Source organism: Mesorhizobium xinjiangense (genome assembly GCF_009749525.1).
GTDB classification, from domain to species: domain Bacteria; phylum Pseudomonadota; class Alphaproteobacteria; order Rhizobiales; family Rhizobiaceae; genus Mangrovimarina; species Mangrovimarina xinjiangensis.
In genome coordinates this window covers 85,247-101,680 of the sequence record NZ_WOAC01000011.1, presented here as the reverse complement: position 1 = coordinate 101,680, position 16,434 = coordinate 85,247, and the positions used below count along the sequence as shown (strand labels likewise).

The following is a 16,434-nucleotide window of genomic DNA, read 5'->3' as shown; positions in this document are numbered from 1 at the left end:
TTTCCGTTCGACTGCCTGTTGGCAGAAACAAGAATTGCCCGGGATCGCGCGTAGCGCGACCCGGCATATATGCGGGGTCGGCGAAGCCGACGCTTCTTGAGATGATCCCGGCGTTCCGAAGGAATGCCTCCAAGGGCGCAATTATACGTCGCTGGCGCGACGTGTTTGCGTTGCGGCCCTGGAACGACCGTCAGATCCCTTCGGAACAATTGGTTTCAACCGGAAGAGGGAGCGGTACTGCCGTGGCCATTGCGCATTTCTCCGCCAGCATCGTCAGCCGCGGCGACGGGCGCAGCGCTGTGCTGTCGGCGGCCTACCGGCATTGTGCGCGCATGGAGTACGAGCGCGAAGCGCGGACAATCGACTACTCGCGTAAAGCGGGTCTGCTGCACGAAGAGTTTGTGATCCCGTCGGACGCCCCCGACTGGATCAGGACGATGATCGACGACAGGTCGGTCGCCGGAGCATCCGAGGCGTTCTGGAACAAGGTTGAGGCCTTCGAGAAACGCGCCGATTCCCAGCTCGCCAAGGACGTGACCATCGCCCTGCCGCTCGAACTCTCGGTCGAGCAGAACATCGCTTTGGTGCGGGATTTCGTGGCGAACCAGATTCTTGCGAGGGGCATGGTCGCGGATTGGGTCTATCATGACAATCCCGGCAACCCGCATGTCCATTTGATGATGACCCTGCGCCCACTGACGGAAGATGGGTTCGGGCCAAAGAAGATTGGGGTGATCGGTCCTGACGGCCAGCTGCTCCGAACGAAAGCCGGCAAAATCCAATATGAACTCTGGGCTGGTGGCACAAAGGATTTCAACACCTTTCGAGACGCGTGGTTCGAACGGCTGAACCATCATCTTGCGATCAACGGAATCGCTCTGCGCGTCGATGGCCGCTCATATGAGAAGCAGGGCATCGACCTCGTCCCGACTATCCATCTTGGTGTTGGCGCCAAGGCGATGGAGCGCAAGGCGCAATCCGGCGGCGGGAGGCTCGAGCTTGAACGGATCGAGCTTCTGGAGGAGCGACGCGCGGAGAATGCCCGCCGCATTCGGCAGAATCCGGAACTGGTTCTGGATCTCATCACGCGAGAGAAGAGCGTGTTCGATGAGCGCGACGTGGCGAAGATCCTGCACCGTTATGTCGACGATGCGGGTTTCTTCCAGAGCCTGCTTGCGCGCGTCCTACAAAGCCCCGAATTGCTGCGGTTGGAGCGAGAGCACATCTCGTTCGCCAGCGGACAGCGGGCGCCGGCGAAGTTCACGACGCGCGAGCTGATCCAGCTTGAAGCCGGAATGGCGGCAAGAGCGGTCTGGCTCTCCCGACGTTCGTCGCATGGCGTACCCAACGCCGTGCTGGAAAAGACCTTTGCGCGCCATGAGCGCCTGTCGGAAGAGCAGCGTTCGGCCATCGAGCATGCCACCAGAGGCGCTCGCATCGCCGCGATCGTTGGCCGAGCAGGCGCCGGAAAGACGACCATGATGAAAGCCGCCCGCGAGGCATGGGAAGCCTCCGGCTATCGGGTTGTCGGTGGCGCACTGGCTGGCAAGGCGGCCGAAGGGTTGGAGAAGGAAGCGGGAATTGCCTCCCACACGCTCTCGTCGTGGGAGCTGCGGTGGCAACAGGATCGGGACCTGCTCGACGACAAGACCGTGTTCGTGCTCGATGAAGCCGGCATGGTGTCTTCGCGGCAGATGGCGCTATTCGTCGAGGCGGTGACGAAGGCACGCGCCAAGCTCGTCCTCGTTGGTGATCCCGACCAGCTCCAGCCGATCGATGCAGGTGCGGCTTTCCGCGCCATTGCCGATCGCATCGGCTACGCCGAACTCGGGATTATCTACCGCCAGCGGGAAGGATGGATGCGCAAGGCGTCGACCGATCTCGCCCGCGGCAATATCGGCGCAGCACTCGATTCCTACGACAATGCCGGCATGGTGCGGGGAGAATGGACGCGGGATGAAGCCGTCCAATCCCTCATCGCGGACTGGAACCGCGATTACGACCCGGAGCGGACCGCGCTCATCCTTGCGCATATGCGTCGCGACGTGCGAGCACTCAACGAGATGGCACGCGAGAAGCTGGTCGAGCGCGGTGTTGTCGGCGAAGGCTTTGCCTTCCGGACCGAGGACGGAGTCCGCAACTTTGCAGTCGGCGACCAGATCATGTTCCTCAAGAACGAGGGATCGCTCGGCGTCAAGAATGGCATGCTGGCGAAAGTGGTCGACGCTTCGCTGGGCCGCATCATAGCGCAGATCGGCGTCGGCGATGATCGTCGTGAGATCACGGTCGAGCAGCGCTTCTACAGCAATGTCGATCATGGCTACGCCACAACAATTCACAAATCACAGGGCGCTACAGTCGACAGCGTAAAGGTCCTCGCCTCGCGCTCGCTCGACCGTCATCTCACCTATGTGGCACTGACCCGCCATCGGCACGATGCCCGGCTCTATGTCGCTCTCAACGACTTCACCAGAACGGGCGGCATTCTCGTCGGTCACGGTGTAGCACCCTATGAGAACAAGCCGCAAAACCGCGACAGCTATTTTGTGACCCTCGAAAACGGCGAGGGCCAGCAAAACACGATCTGGGGCGTCGATCTCGAGCGCGCAATGACAAAGGCCGCGCCCAGTATCGGTGATCGCATCGGTCTCGAGCATAAAGGTTCGGAGCCGGTCGTGCTTCCAGGCGGACAGACGGTACAGCGCCATTCCTGGGAGGTCGTCGACATCCGCGAGCTGGCTCTGTCGCGGGTTGCCGAACGTCTGTCGCGTGACGGCTCAAAAGAAACCACGCTCGATTACGAGAAGACGTCCCTCTATCGCGCCGCTCTTCGCTTTGCCGAAATCCGCGGGCTCAATCTCATGGCCGTTGCGCGTACTATGGCGCGCGACCGGCTCGCCTGGACCATTCGCCAAAAACAGAAGCTAGCCGAATTCGGGACCCGCCTGCGCGCGATTGCCGGGCGGCTCGGGCTGTTTTCCGGCGCGCACCAACAATCCCAATCCAGCGAAATCAAGGAGGCTAGACCCATGGTAGCTGGCGTCACCATCTTCCCGAAATCCATTGAGCAGGCGGTGGAGGATAGGCTCGCCGCCGATCCTGCCCTCAAGACGCAATGGGAAGAGGTCTCCACCCGCTTCCATCTGGTCTACGCCCAACCGGAAGCTGCCTTCGCCGCCGTCAATGTCGACGCAATGGTAAAGGATGCGGCGCTTGCCAAGTCCACGACCGCGAAGATCGCAAATGATCCAGAGAGCTTCGGCGCGTTGAAGGGCAAGACTGGCTTGCTCGCGAGCCGTGCCGATAAGCAGGATCGCGAGACCGCGAAGCTTAACACATCGGCGCTTGCCCGAAACCTTGACAGCTACCTCCGCCAGCGGGCCGAAGCCGAACATAAGCACCAGGCCGAGGAACGCGCGCGTCGCCTCAAGATCTCCGTCGATATTCCGGCGCTTTCCTCGAATGCCCGACAGGTGTTCGAACGCGTGCGCGATGCGATCGATCGCAATGATCTGCCCGCCGCGCTCGGCTTCGCATTGGCAGACAAGATGGTCAAAGCGGAGATCGATGCCTTCAACAAAGCTGTGTCTGAACGGTTCGGCGAACGCACCCTGCTTTCCAACTCCGCCAAAGATGCGACTGGTTCGACATTCGAAAAACAGGCATTCGGCATGGCGCCGGGTGAGCGGGAAAGGCTGGCGTCGGCATGGCCGACAATGCGCGCCGGTCAGCAACTTGCCGCGCATGAGCGCACGACGCAGGCTCTCAAGGACACCGAGGCCCTTCGCCAGTCGCAGCGCCAATCCGAGGCACTGAAGTGACCATCAGGAGGATCCGAACGGCCGTCATCGCCGCAATCGTCCTTATCCCGCCGGTGACGTCGGTCGTCGCCTACGGCGCGGGCTTTCGACTTAATTTGACACCTAGCTATCCGCTTGGACTCTGGCGAATCGAGGCTTTGACCCGTCCGGTCGCGGTCGGCGATGTGATCTTCATCTGTCCGCCCCGCACCCCGGCGTTCGCACTTGGCGTCGAGCGCGGTTATGTGAGGCCGGGAACGTGCGAAGGGGGCATGAGCCCACTCATCAAGACCGTGGTAGCGCTCTCCGGCCAGAGCGTCGATATCGCCGGTAGCGTCACGATCGATGGCACGGCTCTTCCGCACTCCGATGTTCACGCCGTCGATGCGGCTGGCCGGGCCCTTGCTCCCTATTCCGGCGGTTTCGTGCCGACCGGCGCCTTGTTCCTTCACTCCGATTTTGCAGGTTCCTATGACTCGAGATATTTCGGGCCGATCCCCGCTTCCGGGCTCCTTGGCCTGGCACATCCGGTCTTCACGTTTGACCGGTGACACGACGAAGCTCATTGCGCTTCCCTTTCTAGCTGCTGGCGTTGGCGCCGTGGCTTGGAGCGGTGAACCGCGTCTGCTCCCGCTCGCCGTCCTGTTCTCCGCGCTTTGGGCCTTAGCGCCGTCTCGGCTTGGCGCGATCATGGTTGCGGCGGGATATTTCCTCGCCGCATCACGCGGTCTCCCGCAAGGCGTGGTCAATTTCTACGGAAGCGGCTTTGGGGCCGGTATCGCCCTCTGGTTCGGCGCGGCGGCCACCTTTGTCCTCGTTCATGGGATCATGTGGACCGCGCGCCCGGGAATTGCGAAAGCCCTACGCTACGGTCTGGCCGCGATCCTCATGAGCGTGCCGCCGTTCGGGATCGTCGGCTGGGCGCATCCGGTCACCGCTGCCGGCGTGCTGTTTCCGGGTTGGGGATGGTGGGGCCTTGCGGCCGCCGCTATCGGTCTGCTCGCGATGACGACGAGGATCAGGCTGGTCCTTACCCCAATCCTCGCCGGGTTGTGGATCTGGTCGATCGCGACGTGGACGCCACCAGTTCCGCCAAATGGCTGGGTCGGTATAGATTCGCATTTCGGTGGAGCGCGAGACGAGTTCGCCGGATATGCGCAGCACCTTGAGACGATCGCATCCGTCACAGCGGCCGCGCGCGCAGGCAATGCGGTTGTCGTCCTCCCCGAAGGAGCCGCTGGGATGTGGACGTCGACCGTCCGGAACCTCTGGCGCGACCGGCTTGCCGGCCTTGACGTCGAGGTCAACGCCGGCGCAATCGTCGTGGACGGTCGGGGCTATGACAACGTCATGCTCGGCATATCGAGCAGTGGCGCGGATGTCCTGTACAGGGAGAGAATGCCGGTGCCGGTCTCGATGTGGCAGCCCTGGCGGGACCTGTCCGGTCAGAGCGGCGGCGCACACGCCCATTTCTTCGATAATCCGATTGCCACATTCGGAGGTCGACGCCTGGCGCCGCTGATCTGCTACGAGCAGCTTCTTGTCTGGCCGGTGCTGCAATCGCTCTTTTATGGGCCGGACGTGATCGTGGCCACTGGCAATGGCTGGTGGACCGCCGACACCACGATCGTTGCGATCCAGCGTGCGTCCGCGATCGCCTGGGCACGCCTTTTCAATCTTCCTTTGGTCACGGCCTTCAATACTTAGTGGAGCGATCTATGTTCGAGCTTGCCTTGATTCAACAGTGTGCCGACCCCGGCGTGGAAATCGGCATTGTCGAGCGCTTCATCTCTGAGGTCGGTTCGGACAATCCCCTTGCAGTCAGGATTACCTCGGGCAATCGCGTCATCTTGCCCGAAGCTCCTCAGACACCGGATGCAGCTCTCCGCCTGATCGCACACTATCTGGGGCAGGCAGTTGTCAGGGTCGGCATCACGCAGTACCCAGCCGGGCACGGAATTACCGACGCCTCCGAGCTCAACAGCGACCTGTTGGATGCCTGCGGAAATATCCAGATGGGGTCGACCTTGTTTGGCAAGGTCTATCGGATCGTCGCCCATGCCCATGGCGAAACGAGCGCAGAGGTCTTCACTGAAGCGCTCAAGGCGTGGCAGACGGGCATGTTCGAGGGACGATATGTGTTTGGCGAGGAGGATCCGGGCCCATTGCCAACGGATGATGAAGCCGCCGACCGCGCGCAGCCTGCCGAGCACACGGATGAACAGGAAAGTCCCACCCCTGATATCGGCGAGGCTTCCGGCGGCGACGGGATGGGGGATGATCCAAACCAAGCTGGAATTCGCGTCGATATCTCAGGGTTGACCGGTGAGAGGTAGTCCCGCGAGCCTCCGCGTCGAACTGGCAGCGGGTGTTCTTGCCCAATCAATCATCTGTCGCAGTTCGAAGCGATGACCACCCGGAGTGCCGAATAGACGGCACTCCGTACTGGTTGAGCTACCCGGCGGCTTGCATGTCGAGGCGGTCTTGATCCGCCGGTGCGTTGAACACGGAAGTGACGAGCAGGACGGCAACCGCGAGCACCCAGTAGTACCAGGCGTCGAGCCCCGAAAAGCCGAATACGAAAGGAGCGATGAGGAAGACAATGCCAACGGCGCGATCGACCCAAAGGTGCATCGAGTATGGGATAATCCGCAGAAGCCCGGTGGGGTGGTCGGTGAGGATCGGGAGCAACAGTGCCGCGACCCCGGTCACGACGGAGAGCCAAATCGCGATGGGTCCACTCTGGCCGAGATTTAGCAGGAACGGCGCGACCATCAGAACGACGGCGACCGGATAGTCGATGAGGTAGGCGTGGATCGATTTAGTAATAAAACGGAATGGCATGGCTGTGCTCCCGATAGCTCGGTTGAGTTCAAGGTTGTGTTGCCACACCGGGTCAAGAGCTCCTCGTCCGGTTCGCGCTCGGAAGCGACAGAACCGTACTCTTTGTCTCTCTTTCATCAAGCCCTGTCGGTGAGGTGCAATGGAAAAATACCGCCGTGCGTGCCGCTTTAGAAATGACCGCTCATTATCGTTTCCATTCTACTTGAAGCGCAGAAATGCAGGTCCCATTGCGGCTGAATTCCAGATACCCTGGCAGGGGAAGCGCCTCACCGCACAACCGCACCTTGGCTTTGTTCAATCTCATCTTTCGTCGTCCGCGCCAGTCACTTGCATGGCGGCGGTGCCTTATTTGCCCTGGCGCCGAATTCAAAGGGGCGTCGAGAACACCACGTTTCGTCCGCAGTGGCGCTGAAGGATCTCGCTCGCGGCTTCGGTTTGCTCTGCATTGGCGGGATTTACGATCACCAGAATTCCGCCCTGAAGTATCTGTTGGCGTGCCCAATCTTGGTTCTCAGTCTCACGATGGCGGCCGAACAAGGCAGTCAGGCCACCCGCGCCACCAGCAGACGCCAGCGCCGCTATAAGCGCAGGTGCAGCCGCGCCGCCGCTTGCAGCCAACGCTGCGCCTACCCCCGCAAATGACGCCACCGTCGCTGCGAGCGAGGTCAATAGAGTACGCACCTGCTGCCGGTCATCGGCAAGTTCGATCTCGACGCGTGGGAGGTTGGCAAGATCACACCCGACTGCCTTGGCGCAGGACAACGCGACGTCCTCTTGCGCAAGCAAACTGATTTGGGCGCGATCAATGCCAGAAGTCTCGAGTTGCGCTACCGCGGCCTCGAATTGCTCCTCGGTTTGCATCGCTCCCGTGATTTGTCTGGCTTCCCCAACCATTGATCGACCTTTCAGGTGTTATATGGCGGCGCGTTGCGAACCGCGGCTGTCACGAGTATCCGCCACTCTGCTGGCTGAGATTCCCGAGATAGTCACGCTTCCCGACCGGGGCGCCCAAGTGTCGAAGGATCGCGTGCGCGATCGAGATGTGAAAGAAGAAATCCGGCACTACGAGGTGCCGAATGTAGTCGTCGCCGCCATACCAACCATGCGCGATCGTCGGCGTTATGTCATAGGTGTGGGTCTGGGCGCCGTTGAGCATGTTCGGCTCAATCGCCTGAAGGAAACCGCGAGTTTCCAGCAGGCGGCCCTTAAGCGCCGGGTACACCATCGCAGGTCTAGCCGGAGTTGGTGGGTCGCGCTGCATGAGCTTGGACATGTGGGCCTCGACCTTGTTGCAAGAAATGCTGGACTGCTCCCCGAAAGACAGCATGTCCGATGCGAGCCTCGCCTGGAGCACCGCTCCCGGTGTTAGGCCCTTGGTGCGCTCGAGTGCTTGCGCGTGATCGAGGTAGTCGTCGAGCACCCTCAGGCCATGCAGCATGGCCGGCACCGTTATTTCGTAGACTGAAAAGGACAAGGCAACCTCCCGCGACGGCAGTGGACTAGGGAGTAATACGTCTAAATGCCATGCCTGAGGCGCATCGTTACGATAACGCAGCAAAGATGTTCGCGAAGCCGTCATGTCACGTCAAACGGCGAAAAACGAGCGTGCGGCACAGGGCTCGATGCATCAACATGTCCCCAGTTCGCCGGCCGACGCGCTGTGGTGTTCCGTCCCGTCGTGCAACCCGACCGTTGCGGCGTCGCCGACGACCCTGGCTGACGCCCGACTAGGAATCGACTTATCTGGAACCTGAGTTGGAACGACCTGTAGCGAAATGCACATCGTGAATGGCGGTCCCGACGGATAGTAGCCGCGAGCAACTGAACAGTCGTCCGCCGGCGGCCTAGTACCGCTTTTGCCGGGGACCCTACAGTTGTCATCTAGCTTTGGTGTTAAACAGCCACTATGAATGTCGCCAGGGCAGTACGCGCTGCCTTGGGGAGTAGAGACCCCTATTCACCGGTTGGTGTCGGCCGTTTCGGCACCGAAATCCTCTGGCCAACGGCCGGGGGCCTGCGACGTATGTCCAGGTGCCTCGGTGCTAAAGGTCGCAGGACCGTGTGAATACGGTTTTCTACCCCCCGGCTTGGGTACACAGGATTGATGTCTACGGGGGCGCACCGTGGACCGACCTGCTGGGGTTGAGATGGGAATCGATCGCGCAACGTTTAGTCAAGAAGTTGAAGACTTGTCGTCGGCCGTGGCCGACCTCGTCGATCGGCTGGATCGCGGCGAATTAGAGAGTCTTGCGGTCTTGTCGATCAAGGAGCATCGCATGCGCCTGCAGGCGGCCCAGGATGCCTATGAAGAATGGAACGCTGCGGAAAGCGCAGGCGAGCAAAACGCGAGCGAATTGAAGTCCCTCTACATGAAGGCGGCACTCGACAACCGCGTCCAGATGGCAATCGTAGCCGTGCTCGTTGAAAAGCTCGGCGGGGTCCCTGACCTGCCCGATGACGGCGAGCCGGCGGTCAGATCAGACGACGGGCCGCTGCTATCATGACCGCGTGCGTCGTGTTGCTCGCCCCAAGCTTGACCCGCGCCTGCTCCAGGTAGAAGCGCACTGTCTTTTCAGAAAGGCGCGTGAGTCGCGCGATCTCAGCTTGGGTCTTGCCTATTGAGGCCCAGTTGAGGCACGTGACCTCTCGGGGCGAGAGCGCAACGTCTGCGGTCTGCAACGTGTCATCCCGTCTACGTAGGAGATTGATGTGAACGTAGGCGATCGCGGTCGCTGCGTGGGTTTCGTCCCTTATCGCTACGCAGTCGGGCTTCGTTCTCTCCGAAGCGAGGGAGAGGAGCGCTATGCGCCCGAAGCCTGTCCTGATCGGGATCGTGAATCCCGACTTGATGCCGAACTCGGCCGCCTCCCCCGCGATCCTACGGACCTCACCGCCGTGGCGCATCATGTCGGCTCCCGACCACACAAACGGTCGTAGCGCCCGTTTTGCGTGGGCGATCGTGGGGTCGATCGCGACGTAGCCCTCAGCAAGGTATCGCTGGAGCCACTCCTCGGGGTAGTTCGAGAAGATGCGCGTGTCGGTGCCCTGGATGTGCCCGTATGCAAATCGATCGAATCCGGCGGTCTTTGCGAATTGCTGTAGCGCCTGCCGGATCGCCACCGGTTCCTGAACAAGCTCAAGCGCGTCGACAAGACCGTCGACGTGCTCGTCCAGATATCGCGCTGGCTCGTTCGCCCCCATCAAAGCCCCCTCCCCTGAGCGTTTGCAGATCCTCTCGTCTATTTGGAGTCCGATGGCCTCCTAGGCAGCCCGCGGTCGCGACAGTTGATCGAGCACAGGAAGCATATCACGCGGATCCGATCGGCGCGTCTGGTCCGGGTCGACCTCCGAATACTCGATGATACCATTGCTGCCGACAACGAACCGCGCCGGAATTGGCAGGGTCCAGCTGTCTTCGCCATTGAAGGTCGGCAAGTCGACGCCACCCGCTCTGTGCAGGTCGCGCAGGAGTTCAGGGATGCGCCAGCGCACGCCGAACTGAGACGCCACCTTCCCTCTCGTATCGCCAAGGATCGGAAACGTCACGCCGGCGATCGCTCGAGCGCGTCGGTTCTCCGCCGGCGTCTGCTGCGATACGCACACTAACGAAGCACCACGGGCGACGACGGCTGACTGCATCTTCTCAAGCGCTTCCAGGTCGAACGCGCATGCGGGACACCAGCTCCCCCCGTAGAATGTCAATAGAATCGGGCCACGTCGTAACAGGAGCTCTGACGACACCTCGACGCCATCTTGATCGCGGAGCCGGAATGCTGGCGCGTGGCTCCCCGCCGACAAGGCCCGCTCCGCCTGTCGCGACGCGATCAGGTACTCGGCGGCTTCGCGCAATGCACGAGCCTTAATTTCGCTGATCCTCATCGAGTTTGGCAGGCTGTGTTCTGCAGAGGATTGGTCGTGTCGTGGCATTCTTCCTCTTTCGTTGCCGTCGCTAGTCGGGCTAGCCTGCATAAGAGAATGATCCATTCGGTCCGATCGCAGTAGCCGCTGGCGACAACTTAAAGTTATTCACCCGGATCATGAATGACCGACCGCGCTCCGCAGGAGGAGGTCAGGCTTCCTGACTCTAGAGTAGACCCTCAACCAACATCGTCGTGCCATTACGCGCGAGCGCCATGGGTCTGGGTGTTGGTATTGCCGCTGGTGATATTGGGCATGATCGAGGCGCCAATCACAGGGAGGACGTCGATCCAGCGGACCCTAAGTCTCGCGTCAACTGCCGCTTCAGCATCCTGACCCATCCGGCACGTTCCGACCGGGGTACCGCACCGTTGTCACGCCACGCTTTTACCCATTCGCCTGTGTCCGCGTTTGAATGAACGTGCGGGGCCAGGATCCAATTCTTCCTCGAATACGGCGCCAGCGAGGCCTAGACATACGCATGGCCGCGAGGCAGACGCGACAGCATATCCGAAGCGCCCCTCGGCAACCCATGCAACCTCGATGGCACGCTCGTTGTCGAGCGCGCAACTGTGCCCGCACCTTCAAGTCGCCCTTGATGGTCGTCATAGCGAAGGTCATGCCCGCCTTTACTAGCGGACGAGAAACCGGGAGCTCAGGTGAGCCCCGGCGTGTATCGACCGTCGAATGTCGTCCCTCGATTCGCGTCGGCGAATCTGATCCCGACGGCGTCGCCATCAGGACCGGCGATCCATGAAACATCGTAGGTAGCGTAATACGACGGCGGCCAGAACGACTGGAACCGCCCGTCATCGTCCACTTTCCATTCTCCAGACGACTGTGTCCCGTTCTCGGTGTAAACGGTGCGCCCGTCGGAAGTGAACACCTGCGTTGCGCCGTCGGCGTAGGTAAATTGTGCTCGCGTCAGTGCGGCGGCGATGTGGGCTGGATCGATTCGGTCGCCGTCGCTAACAGCGGATGATTCTGTAGTGACCATCTCCTCCTCCATTCGAATGTGTGTCCGTCAGGCGCTCGTCCGCCAATCCCAGAATGCCAAGCACAGCTCGAGGGAATTGGTCTCGCGAGTTTGTCACTTTTGCAGGATGAGTCCCCGCATTCAATTTAGTGTCAGGTATCGTTTCCATAGCGACTGGTAATTGGCCGACGACAAAGAAGGGAAACGCGGTCGATACGTGAACTGAACGACCGGCGCCTCGTTCATAGAGCCGCTGGACGATCGTTATTGCTGCATGTGCGACAGCGTGATGCTTGCAGCGGCTGGGGCCACTTCGACGCTGCCATCAAGTACCGCCGCAACGTTTGCATTATGAGCGGGGCAATGATCGCGTGGCGTTCAGGACTCGAGGGCAGCTGGGGCGGCAGAAATAAAGGATGCTTTGGAAGTTTTCGGATCATGACGTGAAGCGTTTGATGATCCCCATCAACCGTTCGCAGGACTGTTCGAGCTGTCGTTCAGGCGTGGTCGCGATGCCCAGCAGTAAGCCGGATGGTGCAATCTCTGGTGAGGCATACCAAGCGGATAATGGGCTCGGCCCCATGCCGAACGCGAGCGTTTCTCGCGCTATAACAATGTCTCGTGTTCTGGCCGGTAAGCGCAGCAACGCCGTCAGGCCCGCGACCGAAACCTTCTCGCCTTCGGGGTGGAGGTTGCGTAGCAAAGCGTCACGTTTGCCTGCATAAACGCGCTTCGTGCGCCGTAAATGCCGCAAGTAATGGCCTTCGCGCATGAACTCGGCGATCGCGAGTTGAACCGAGGGACCAGGCGGTGGCGCAAGGCATGCGGCGACTTCCGCAAAGCGGGTCGCTACCGCAGGAGGTGCGACGAGGAAACCAAGACGCAGAGCTGGACTGATGGTTTTGCTGAAAGACCCGATGTGAATGACGCGTCCGCTCCGATCGAGGGACGCGAGTGCCGGAGCGGCGCGACCATTGAGCTGTAATTCGCTCAGGTAGTCGTCTTCGATTACCCAGCTTTCATTCCTTGTCGCCCAATCCAGAAGTCGCAATCGTCGCGTCAGGGACAGCGTGAAACCGAGCGGCGCCTGCTGACCTGGTGTGACGACAACCAGGGCAGCATCGGGGGCCTTGCGGATGCCATAATCGACATCGATGCCTGCCGCGTCGACCGGGATCGGGACGAGCGACATTCTAGCAAGCTCCAGCCCGCGGCGGCTGAAGGGAAAACCCGGATCTTCCATCCAGACCTTGCGCCCTTCGAGACCGAGTGTCCGCAATGCCAATCCGAGCCCACTGCTGTATCCGGCGGTGATCATGACCTGAGAGGGCGAACATTCGAGCCCGCGTGCAACGGCGAGATATGCTGCAATCTCACGTCGTAGTTCCAGCTCACCGCGCGGGTCGGGGTAGATCGGCGGTGCGGCCGATTCCGCGCGGATCGCGTGCGAGCGGATCCTTGCGATCAGCGTCGCGGGAAATCTTTCGTGTGCGGGTACGCCCATCTGGAAAATGGCCGGCCCTGCCGTCATCTCCAGATATCTCTCTAGGAAGGAGCCGGGGTCGGGCGGCGGTTCCGTCGGAGCGATGTTGGTTGGGCGATCCGCGACATGGGTTCCGGCGGCGCGCGATGCAACGATGAGCTGAGCTGCCGATAGTTTTTCGTAGGCTGATTTCACCGTACCGCGGGACACGCCAAGCTGGGATGCCAGGTCCAGCCATGAGGGCAGGCGCGCGCCTGGAACGAGCACGCCGGCTTCGATTGCGGTGCTGATGCCCTTTCGAATCTGCTCGGCCAGCGGCGTCTTCGCAGATCGGTCGAGCTCCAGTTTCAGTGGTTGATTCATGCCCCCGTAGTACACGATCTTTGTCTGTTCTTGGTGCTTTTTTTGGAACCAGATGTGGGGCATTTCTAGGTGGCTGCTCGCGGCATCCGTTGCCGATAGCGTCGACATCTCCTTACTACCCCTGTCGAACAACCGGCCTACGGAGCCAAATCACATGAGCAAGCGTCTCGACTACAACCAGATAGCGCCGGCTGGAGCTAAAGCTCTCGGTGGGGTCTACGGATACATCATGCAGAGCACCCTCCCCCCGGTTTTGGTCGATCTGGTCTATTTGCGCGTCTCGCAGATAAACAACTGCGCCTTTTGTCTGGACATGCACACGCGCGACCTCCTGAAAAAGGGCGAGAAAATGGAGAAGATCGCGCTGGTGCAGGCGTGGGCAGAAGCTGGCAACCTCTTCGACGAACGTGAGCGTGCCGCTCTCGCATGGGCAGAAACGGTGACGCGCGTGGCTGACACCGGTGTGCCGGATGAAGCTTATGAAGGCGTACGAGAGGTCTTCAGCGAGCGGGAGCTCGTCGACCTGACGATCGCGATCAGCTTAATGAACACTTACAACCGGATGGCGATCAGTTTTCGCAATACCCCACAGGCGGCGCTCAAAGACTAATGCCCGCGGCGTCGAACGTTGTCCAAAGGGGCAGCGCCACGGTGCCGCACATCCTCTCAAAAAATGAGAGACACAGTCTCGTTATGCAGGTATTATCTTTGGTAGCGAGAGGTGGCATTTATATAGCCGGAAACCTGCCGGAAAACAGTATGCAAATAGAGTAGCGATGAACGATCGACTTACAGCGCTGAAATTGTTCGCCCGGGCAGGTCGTATAGGCAACTTTTCGAGCGCGGGTCGTGAACTCGGTCTCTCCCAGCCCTCCGCATCACGCCTTATTGCCGCTTTGGAGGCTGAAGTCGGCGCGACGCTGTTCAGCCGGACAACCCGCGCGGTCACGCTAACTGACGCTGGCGCGACCTATCTGACGCGGGTGGAAGCGATTCTGTCGGCGCTGGATGAGGCGGACCACGAGGCGCGCGGAACCGGCGAGCTGCGAGGAGCGCTCCGTGTCGGGACTTCGTCGAGCTTTGTGCTTCGAGAAATCATACCCAGGCTGCCGAAGTTTCTGTCCGCGCATCCTGAGCTCCGGGTCGAGCTGCTATCGAACGATCGGTATCAGGATCTTGTAACCGAAGGCATCGACGTCGCCTTCCGGTTCGGAAGTCTGCCGGACTCGAGCGCCACGGCGCGGAAATTATTGGACGATCCACGGGTTCTTGCAGCCGCTCCGAGTTATCTCGCGGAGCACGGCACTCCCCATATGCCGTCAGACCTTGCTCAGCACGCGGTGATCCTCGGTCCGGCCCATCTCTCACCGACGTTCTCGTTCAGCAAGGACGGGCGCGTTGCATCCGTTCGTGTGAAAAGCCAGTTGACCGTGACAATCAACGAGGGGGCGATTGCCGCGGCCGAGGCTGGGATGGGCATCGTTGCCACGGCCTTCAATAGCGCGAAAGCTGAGTTGGAAGGCGGCACCCTGGTTCGCGTTCTGTCCGACTGGGGCTTCGGCTCGATGGAAGTCAACGCTTTGTTCCTCAGCGGCAAGATCATCAAGCCTGCGGCACGCGCGTTCACGGACTTCCTGATTGAGCAGCTTCGAGGCTGACTTTCTTCGGCATTCCGACCGGTTATCGATACGATAGCTTTACCCGAACGTTCACCGGATTTACGTTCCAAAACTACCTTCTGGGCTCTGTGTGGCGTTGATTTAAATAAAAGAATCAGACGCTTACGTCGTTTCGTGACCGATCTGCGTATGAGTTCAGCTGTGTGGGACAATAATCAAACGATAGGGGCTCAATCGTGGCCAAGGTACTCGTCCTTTATTACTCTTCTTACGGGCACGTGGAGACGCTGGCGCATGAGATTGCGGCTGGAGCGGCCGCTGCAGGCGCGAGCGTCGACGTCAAACGCGTCCCCGAACTCGTGCCTGAGGAAGTAGCCAAGGCTTCCGGATACAAACTCGATCAGAGCGCACCTGTGGCCAAGATTGAGGATCTACCGAACTACGACGCCATCGTCGTGGGTACGGGCACTCGATTTGGGCGCATCTCGTCCCAGATGGCAAGCTTCCTCGATCAAGCCGGCGGCCTGTGGGCGAGAGGTGCCCTGCATGGAAAAGTGGGCGGCGCTTTCTCTTCATCTGCTACGCAGCACGGCGGCCAGGAACTGACGCTGTTGGCGATCATCACCAACCTCTTCCATATGGGGATGACGGTCGTAGGGCTCGACTACGGCTTTGCAGGCCAAAGCAAAGTCGACGAGATCACGGGCGGCGCTCCGTATGGCGCCACGACCGTTGCTGGTCCTGACGGCAAGCGCGAGGTAAGCGAAAGCGAGCTTGCCGGAGCGCGTTATCAAGGTCGGAGGATCGCAGAGGTTGCAGCCACGCTCTACGGCTAGAGTCCCATGGAAATTGCGAACCCTGAAATCGATGACATGGAGCCGACCGAGCGTGAGTTGCTCGCCGAGTTGCGACGGCTCCGTCGCTCATTGCGGCTTCATCCGACCGATATGCCTGATCCAATGGAGGCACTTTCAGCCGGTCAACGCGTGGCGGACTTGGTCGCAAGCGTCATGGGCTCCTGGAAGTTTATCATTTTCCAGACCATTGTCCTCGTCGGATGGGTTTCGATCAATCTCATCGGCGTGGCGAAAAGCTGGGATCCGTATCCATTCATTTTGTTGAATCTGGCGCTCTCATTTCAAGCGGCCTATGCCGCGCCGATCATCGTGATGAGCCAGAACAGGCAACAAGACATTGACCGCATGGCGGCGCAGAATGACTATAAGATCAACCTGAAGGCGGAGCTCGAAATCGAACTGCTCCACGAGAAGATTGACGAGCTTCGGGCCCAAGAGGTGTTGCAGCTCTCCGAGGCCGTTAGCTCGCTAACCGATTTGCTCGTGCAGTCGAGGAAATCGGGCAGCTCGGATTTCACCAGAACGTTGGACCGACCGGATGGCACCGCGTAGCCCGATGTTTCAGCTGTTGCGC

The 16,434-nt window shown here is 60.5% G+C and carries 16 protein-coding genes and 1 pseudogene; 9 read left to right on the top strand and 8 right to left on the bottom strand.

The genetic code is table 11. From position 1 onward, the window contains the following. Positions 1-242: 242 nt before the first annotated feature. From traA to GM909_RS13140, 4 genes are read left to right on the top strand one after another with little or no spacing between them, the layout of a single operon-like run. Positions 243-3,821 (top strand): Ti-type conjugative transfer relaxase TraA, encoded by a 3,579-nt coding sequence (traA, locus tag GM909_RS13155; RefSeq protein WP_157016844.1) that lies wholly within the window; start codon positions 243-245, stop codon positions 3,819-3,821. Beyond that, positions 3,818-4,351, top strand: a complete 534-nt coding sequence (traF, locus tag GM909_RS13150; protein ID WP_407941293.1) for a conjugative transfer signal peptidase TraF — start codon at positions 3,818-3,820, stop codon at positions 4,349-4,351. The genes traA and traF overlap by 4 nt, the downstream gene beginning before the upstream one ends. After that, on the top strand, positions 4,272-5,507 hold the full coding sequence (locus GM909_RS13145; RefSeq protein ID WP_157016843.1) for a conjugal transfer protein TraB: 1,236 nt from the start codon (positions 4,272-4,274) through the stop codon (positions 5,505-5,507). The genes traF and GM909_RS13145 overlap by 80 nt, the downstream gene beginning before the upstream one ends. Before the next feature lie 11 nt (positions 5,508-5,518). Beyond that, positions 5,519-6,136, top strand: a complete 618-nt coding sequence (locus tag GM909_RS13140; protein WP_157016842.1) for a lysozyme family protein — start codon at positions 5,519-5,521, stop codon at positions 6,134-6,136. A gap of 118 nt (positions 6,137-6,254) precedes the next feature. Here the strand turns inward: GM909_RS13140 and GM909_RS13135 are convergent, their stop codons facing one another. The 3 genes from GM909_RS13135 to GM909_RS13125 form a co-directional block, all read right to left on the bottom strand. Then, positions 6,255-6,644 (bottom strand): SPW repeat domain-containing protein, encoded by a 390-nt coding sequence (locus tag GM909_RS13135; protein WP_157016841.1) that lies wholly within the window; start codon positions 6,642-6,644, stop codon positions 6,255-6,257. Positions 6,645-7,010: 366 nt separating this feature from the next. Next, complete coding sequence (locus tag GM909_RS13130) at positions 7,011-7,538, bottom strand: hypothetical protein (protein WP_198174238.1); 528 nt, start codon at positions 7,536-7,538, stop codon at positions 7,011-7,013. 49 nt (positions 7,539-7,587) lie between these two features. Continuing rightward, positions 7,588-8,118, bottom strand: a complete 531-nt coding sequence (locus GM909_RS13125) for a DUF1993 domain-containing protein (RefSeq protein WP_198174237.1) — start codon at positions 8,116-8,118, stop codon at positions 7,588-7,590. 673 nt (positions 8,119-8,791) lie between these two features. On the opposite strand from GM909_RS13125, the gene GM909_RS13120 reads away from it, so the two are divergent. Further along, entirely contained in the window at positions 8,792-9,148 is a 357-nt protein-coding gene (locus GM909_RS13120) for a transcriptional repressor TraM (RefSeq protein WP_157016838.1), read from the top strand. Here the strand turns inward: GM909_RS13120 and GM909_RS13115 are convergent. From GM909_RS13115 to pdxR, 5 genes and pseudogenes are all read right to left on the bottom strand, one after another. After that, complete coding sequence (locus tag GM909_RS13115; RefSeq protein ID WP_157016837.1) at positions 9,117-9,845, bottom strand: helix-turn-helix transcriptional regulator; 729 nt, start codon at positions 9,843-9,845, stop codon at positions 9,117-9,119. The two genes, GM909_RS13120 and GM909_RS13115, sit on opposite strands and share 32 nt — an antisense overlap. Before the next feature lie 60 nt (positions 9,846-9,905). After that, a complete protein-coding gene (locus tag GM909_RS13110) occupies positions 9,906-10,571 on the bottom strand; it encodes a peroxiredoxin-like family protein (protein WP_198174236.1) in 666 nt (221 codons plus the stop codon). Positions 10,572-10,762: 191 nt separating this feature from the next. Further along, positions 10,763-10,921, bottom strand: a pseudogene (locus tag GM909_RS13105) (GMC oxidoreductase); the annotation flags it as partial. 296 nt (positions 10,922-11,217) lie between these two features. Then, on the bottom strand, positions 11,218-11,559 hold the full coding sequence (locus GM909_RS13100; protein WP_157016834.1) for a hypothetical protein: 342 nt from the start codon (positions 11,557-11,559) through the stop codon (positions 11,218-11,220). 415 nt (positions 11,560-11,974) lie between these two features. After that, positions 11,975-13,384, bottom strand: coding sequence for a MocR-like pyridoxine biosynthesis transcription factor PdxR (gene pdxR, locus GM909_RS13095; protein WP_157016900.1), 1,410 nt, complete (start codon positions 13,382-13,384; stop codon positions 11,975-11,977). A gap of 154 nt (positions 13,385-13,538) precedes the next feature. Here pdxR and GM909_RS13090 point away from each other — a divergent pair, with 154 nt between their 5' ends. From GM909_RS13090 to GM909_RS13075, 4 genes are all read left to right on the top strand, one after another. Beyond that, positions 13,539-13,994 (top strand): carboxymuconolactone decarboxylase family protein, encoded by a 456-nt coding sequence (locus tag GM909_RS13090; RefSeq protein ID WP_157016833.1) that lies wholly within the window; start codon positions 13,539-13,541, stop codon positions 13,992-13,994. 166 nt (positions 13,995-14,160) lie between these two features. After that, the gene (locus GM909_RS13085; RefSeq protein WP_157016832.1) at positions 14,161-15,042 is read left to right on the top strand and encodes a LysR family transcriptional regulator; all 882 of its coding nucleotides are present in this window, start codon (positions 14,161-14,163) and stop codon (positions 15,040-15,042) included. 197 nt (positions 15,043-15,239) lie between these two features. Then, positions 15,240-15,839 carry an NAD(P)H:quinone oxidoreductase gene (gene wrbA, locus GM909_RS13080; RefSeq protein WP_157016831.1) on the top strand — a complete coding sequence of 200 codons (600 nt, stop codon included), beginning with the start codon at positions 15,240-15,242 and terminating at the stop codon, positions 15,837-15,839. 6 nt (positions 15,840-15,845) lie between these two features. Further along, positions 15,846-16,412, top strand: coding sequence for a DUF1003 domain-containing protein (locus GM909_RS13075; protein WP_157016830.1), 567 nt, complete (start codon positions 15,846-15,848; stop codon positions 16,410-16,412). The last annotated feature ends 22 nt before the right edge of the window (positions 16,413-16,434 follow it).

Excerpts from the sequence above, each read along its gene's own strand:
- GM909_RS13145 (WP_157016843.1), top strand. The coding sequence starts at position 4,272 with ATGACTCGAGATATTTCGGGCCGATCCCCGCTTCCGGGCTCCTTGGCC.
- GM909_RS13140 (WP_157016842.1), top strand. The coding sequence starts at position 5,519 with ATGTTCGAGCTTGCCTTGATTCAACAGTGTGCCGACCCCGGCGTGGAA.
- GM909_RS13135 (WP_157016841.1), bottom strand. The coding sequence starts at position 6,644 with ATGCCATTCCGTTTTATTACTAAATCGATCCACGCCTACCTCATCGAC.
- GM909_RS13130 (WP_198174238.1), bottom strand. The coding sequence starts at position 7,538 with ATGGTTGGGGAAGCCAGACAAATCACGGGAGCGATGCAAACCGAGGAG.
- GM909_RS13120 (WP_157016838.1), top strand. The coding sequence starts at position 8,792 with ATGGGAATCGATCGCGCAACGTTTAGTCAAGAAGTTGAAGACTTGTCG.
- GM909_RS13115 (WP_157016837.1), bottom strand. The coding sequence starts at position 9,845 with ATGGGGGCGAACGAGCCAGCGCGATATCTGGACGAGCACGTCGACGGT.
- GM909_RS13110 (WP_198174236.1), bottom strand. The coding sequence starts at position 10,571 with ATGCCACGACACGACCAATCCTCTGCAGAACACAGCCTGCCAAACTCG.
- GM909_RS13100 (WP_157016834.1), bottom strand. The coding sequence starts at position 11,559 with ATGGTCACTACAGAATCATCCGCTGTTAGCGACGGCGACCGAATCGAT.
- pdxR (WP_157016900.1), bottom strand. The coding sequence starts at position 13,384 with ATGAATCAACCACTGAAACTGGAGCTCGACCGATCTGCGAAGACGCCG.
- GM909_RS13090 (WP_157016833.1), top strand. The coding sequence starts at position 13,539 with ATGAGCAAGCGTCTCGACTACAACCAGATAGCGCCGGCTGGAGCTAAA.
- GM909_RS13085 (WP_157016832.1), top strand. The coding sequence starts at position 14,161 with ATGAACGATCGACTTACAGCGCTGAAATTGTTCGCCCGGGCAGGTCGT.
- GM909_RS13075 (WP_157016830.1), top strand. The coding sequence starts at position 15,846 with ATGGAAATTGCGAACCCTGAAATCGATGACATGGAGCCGACCGAGCGT.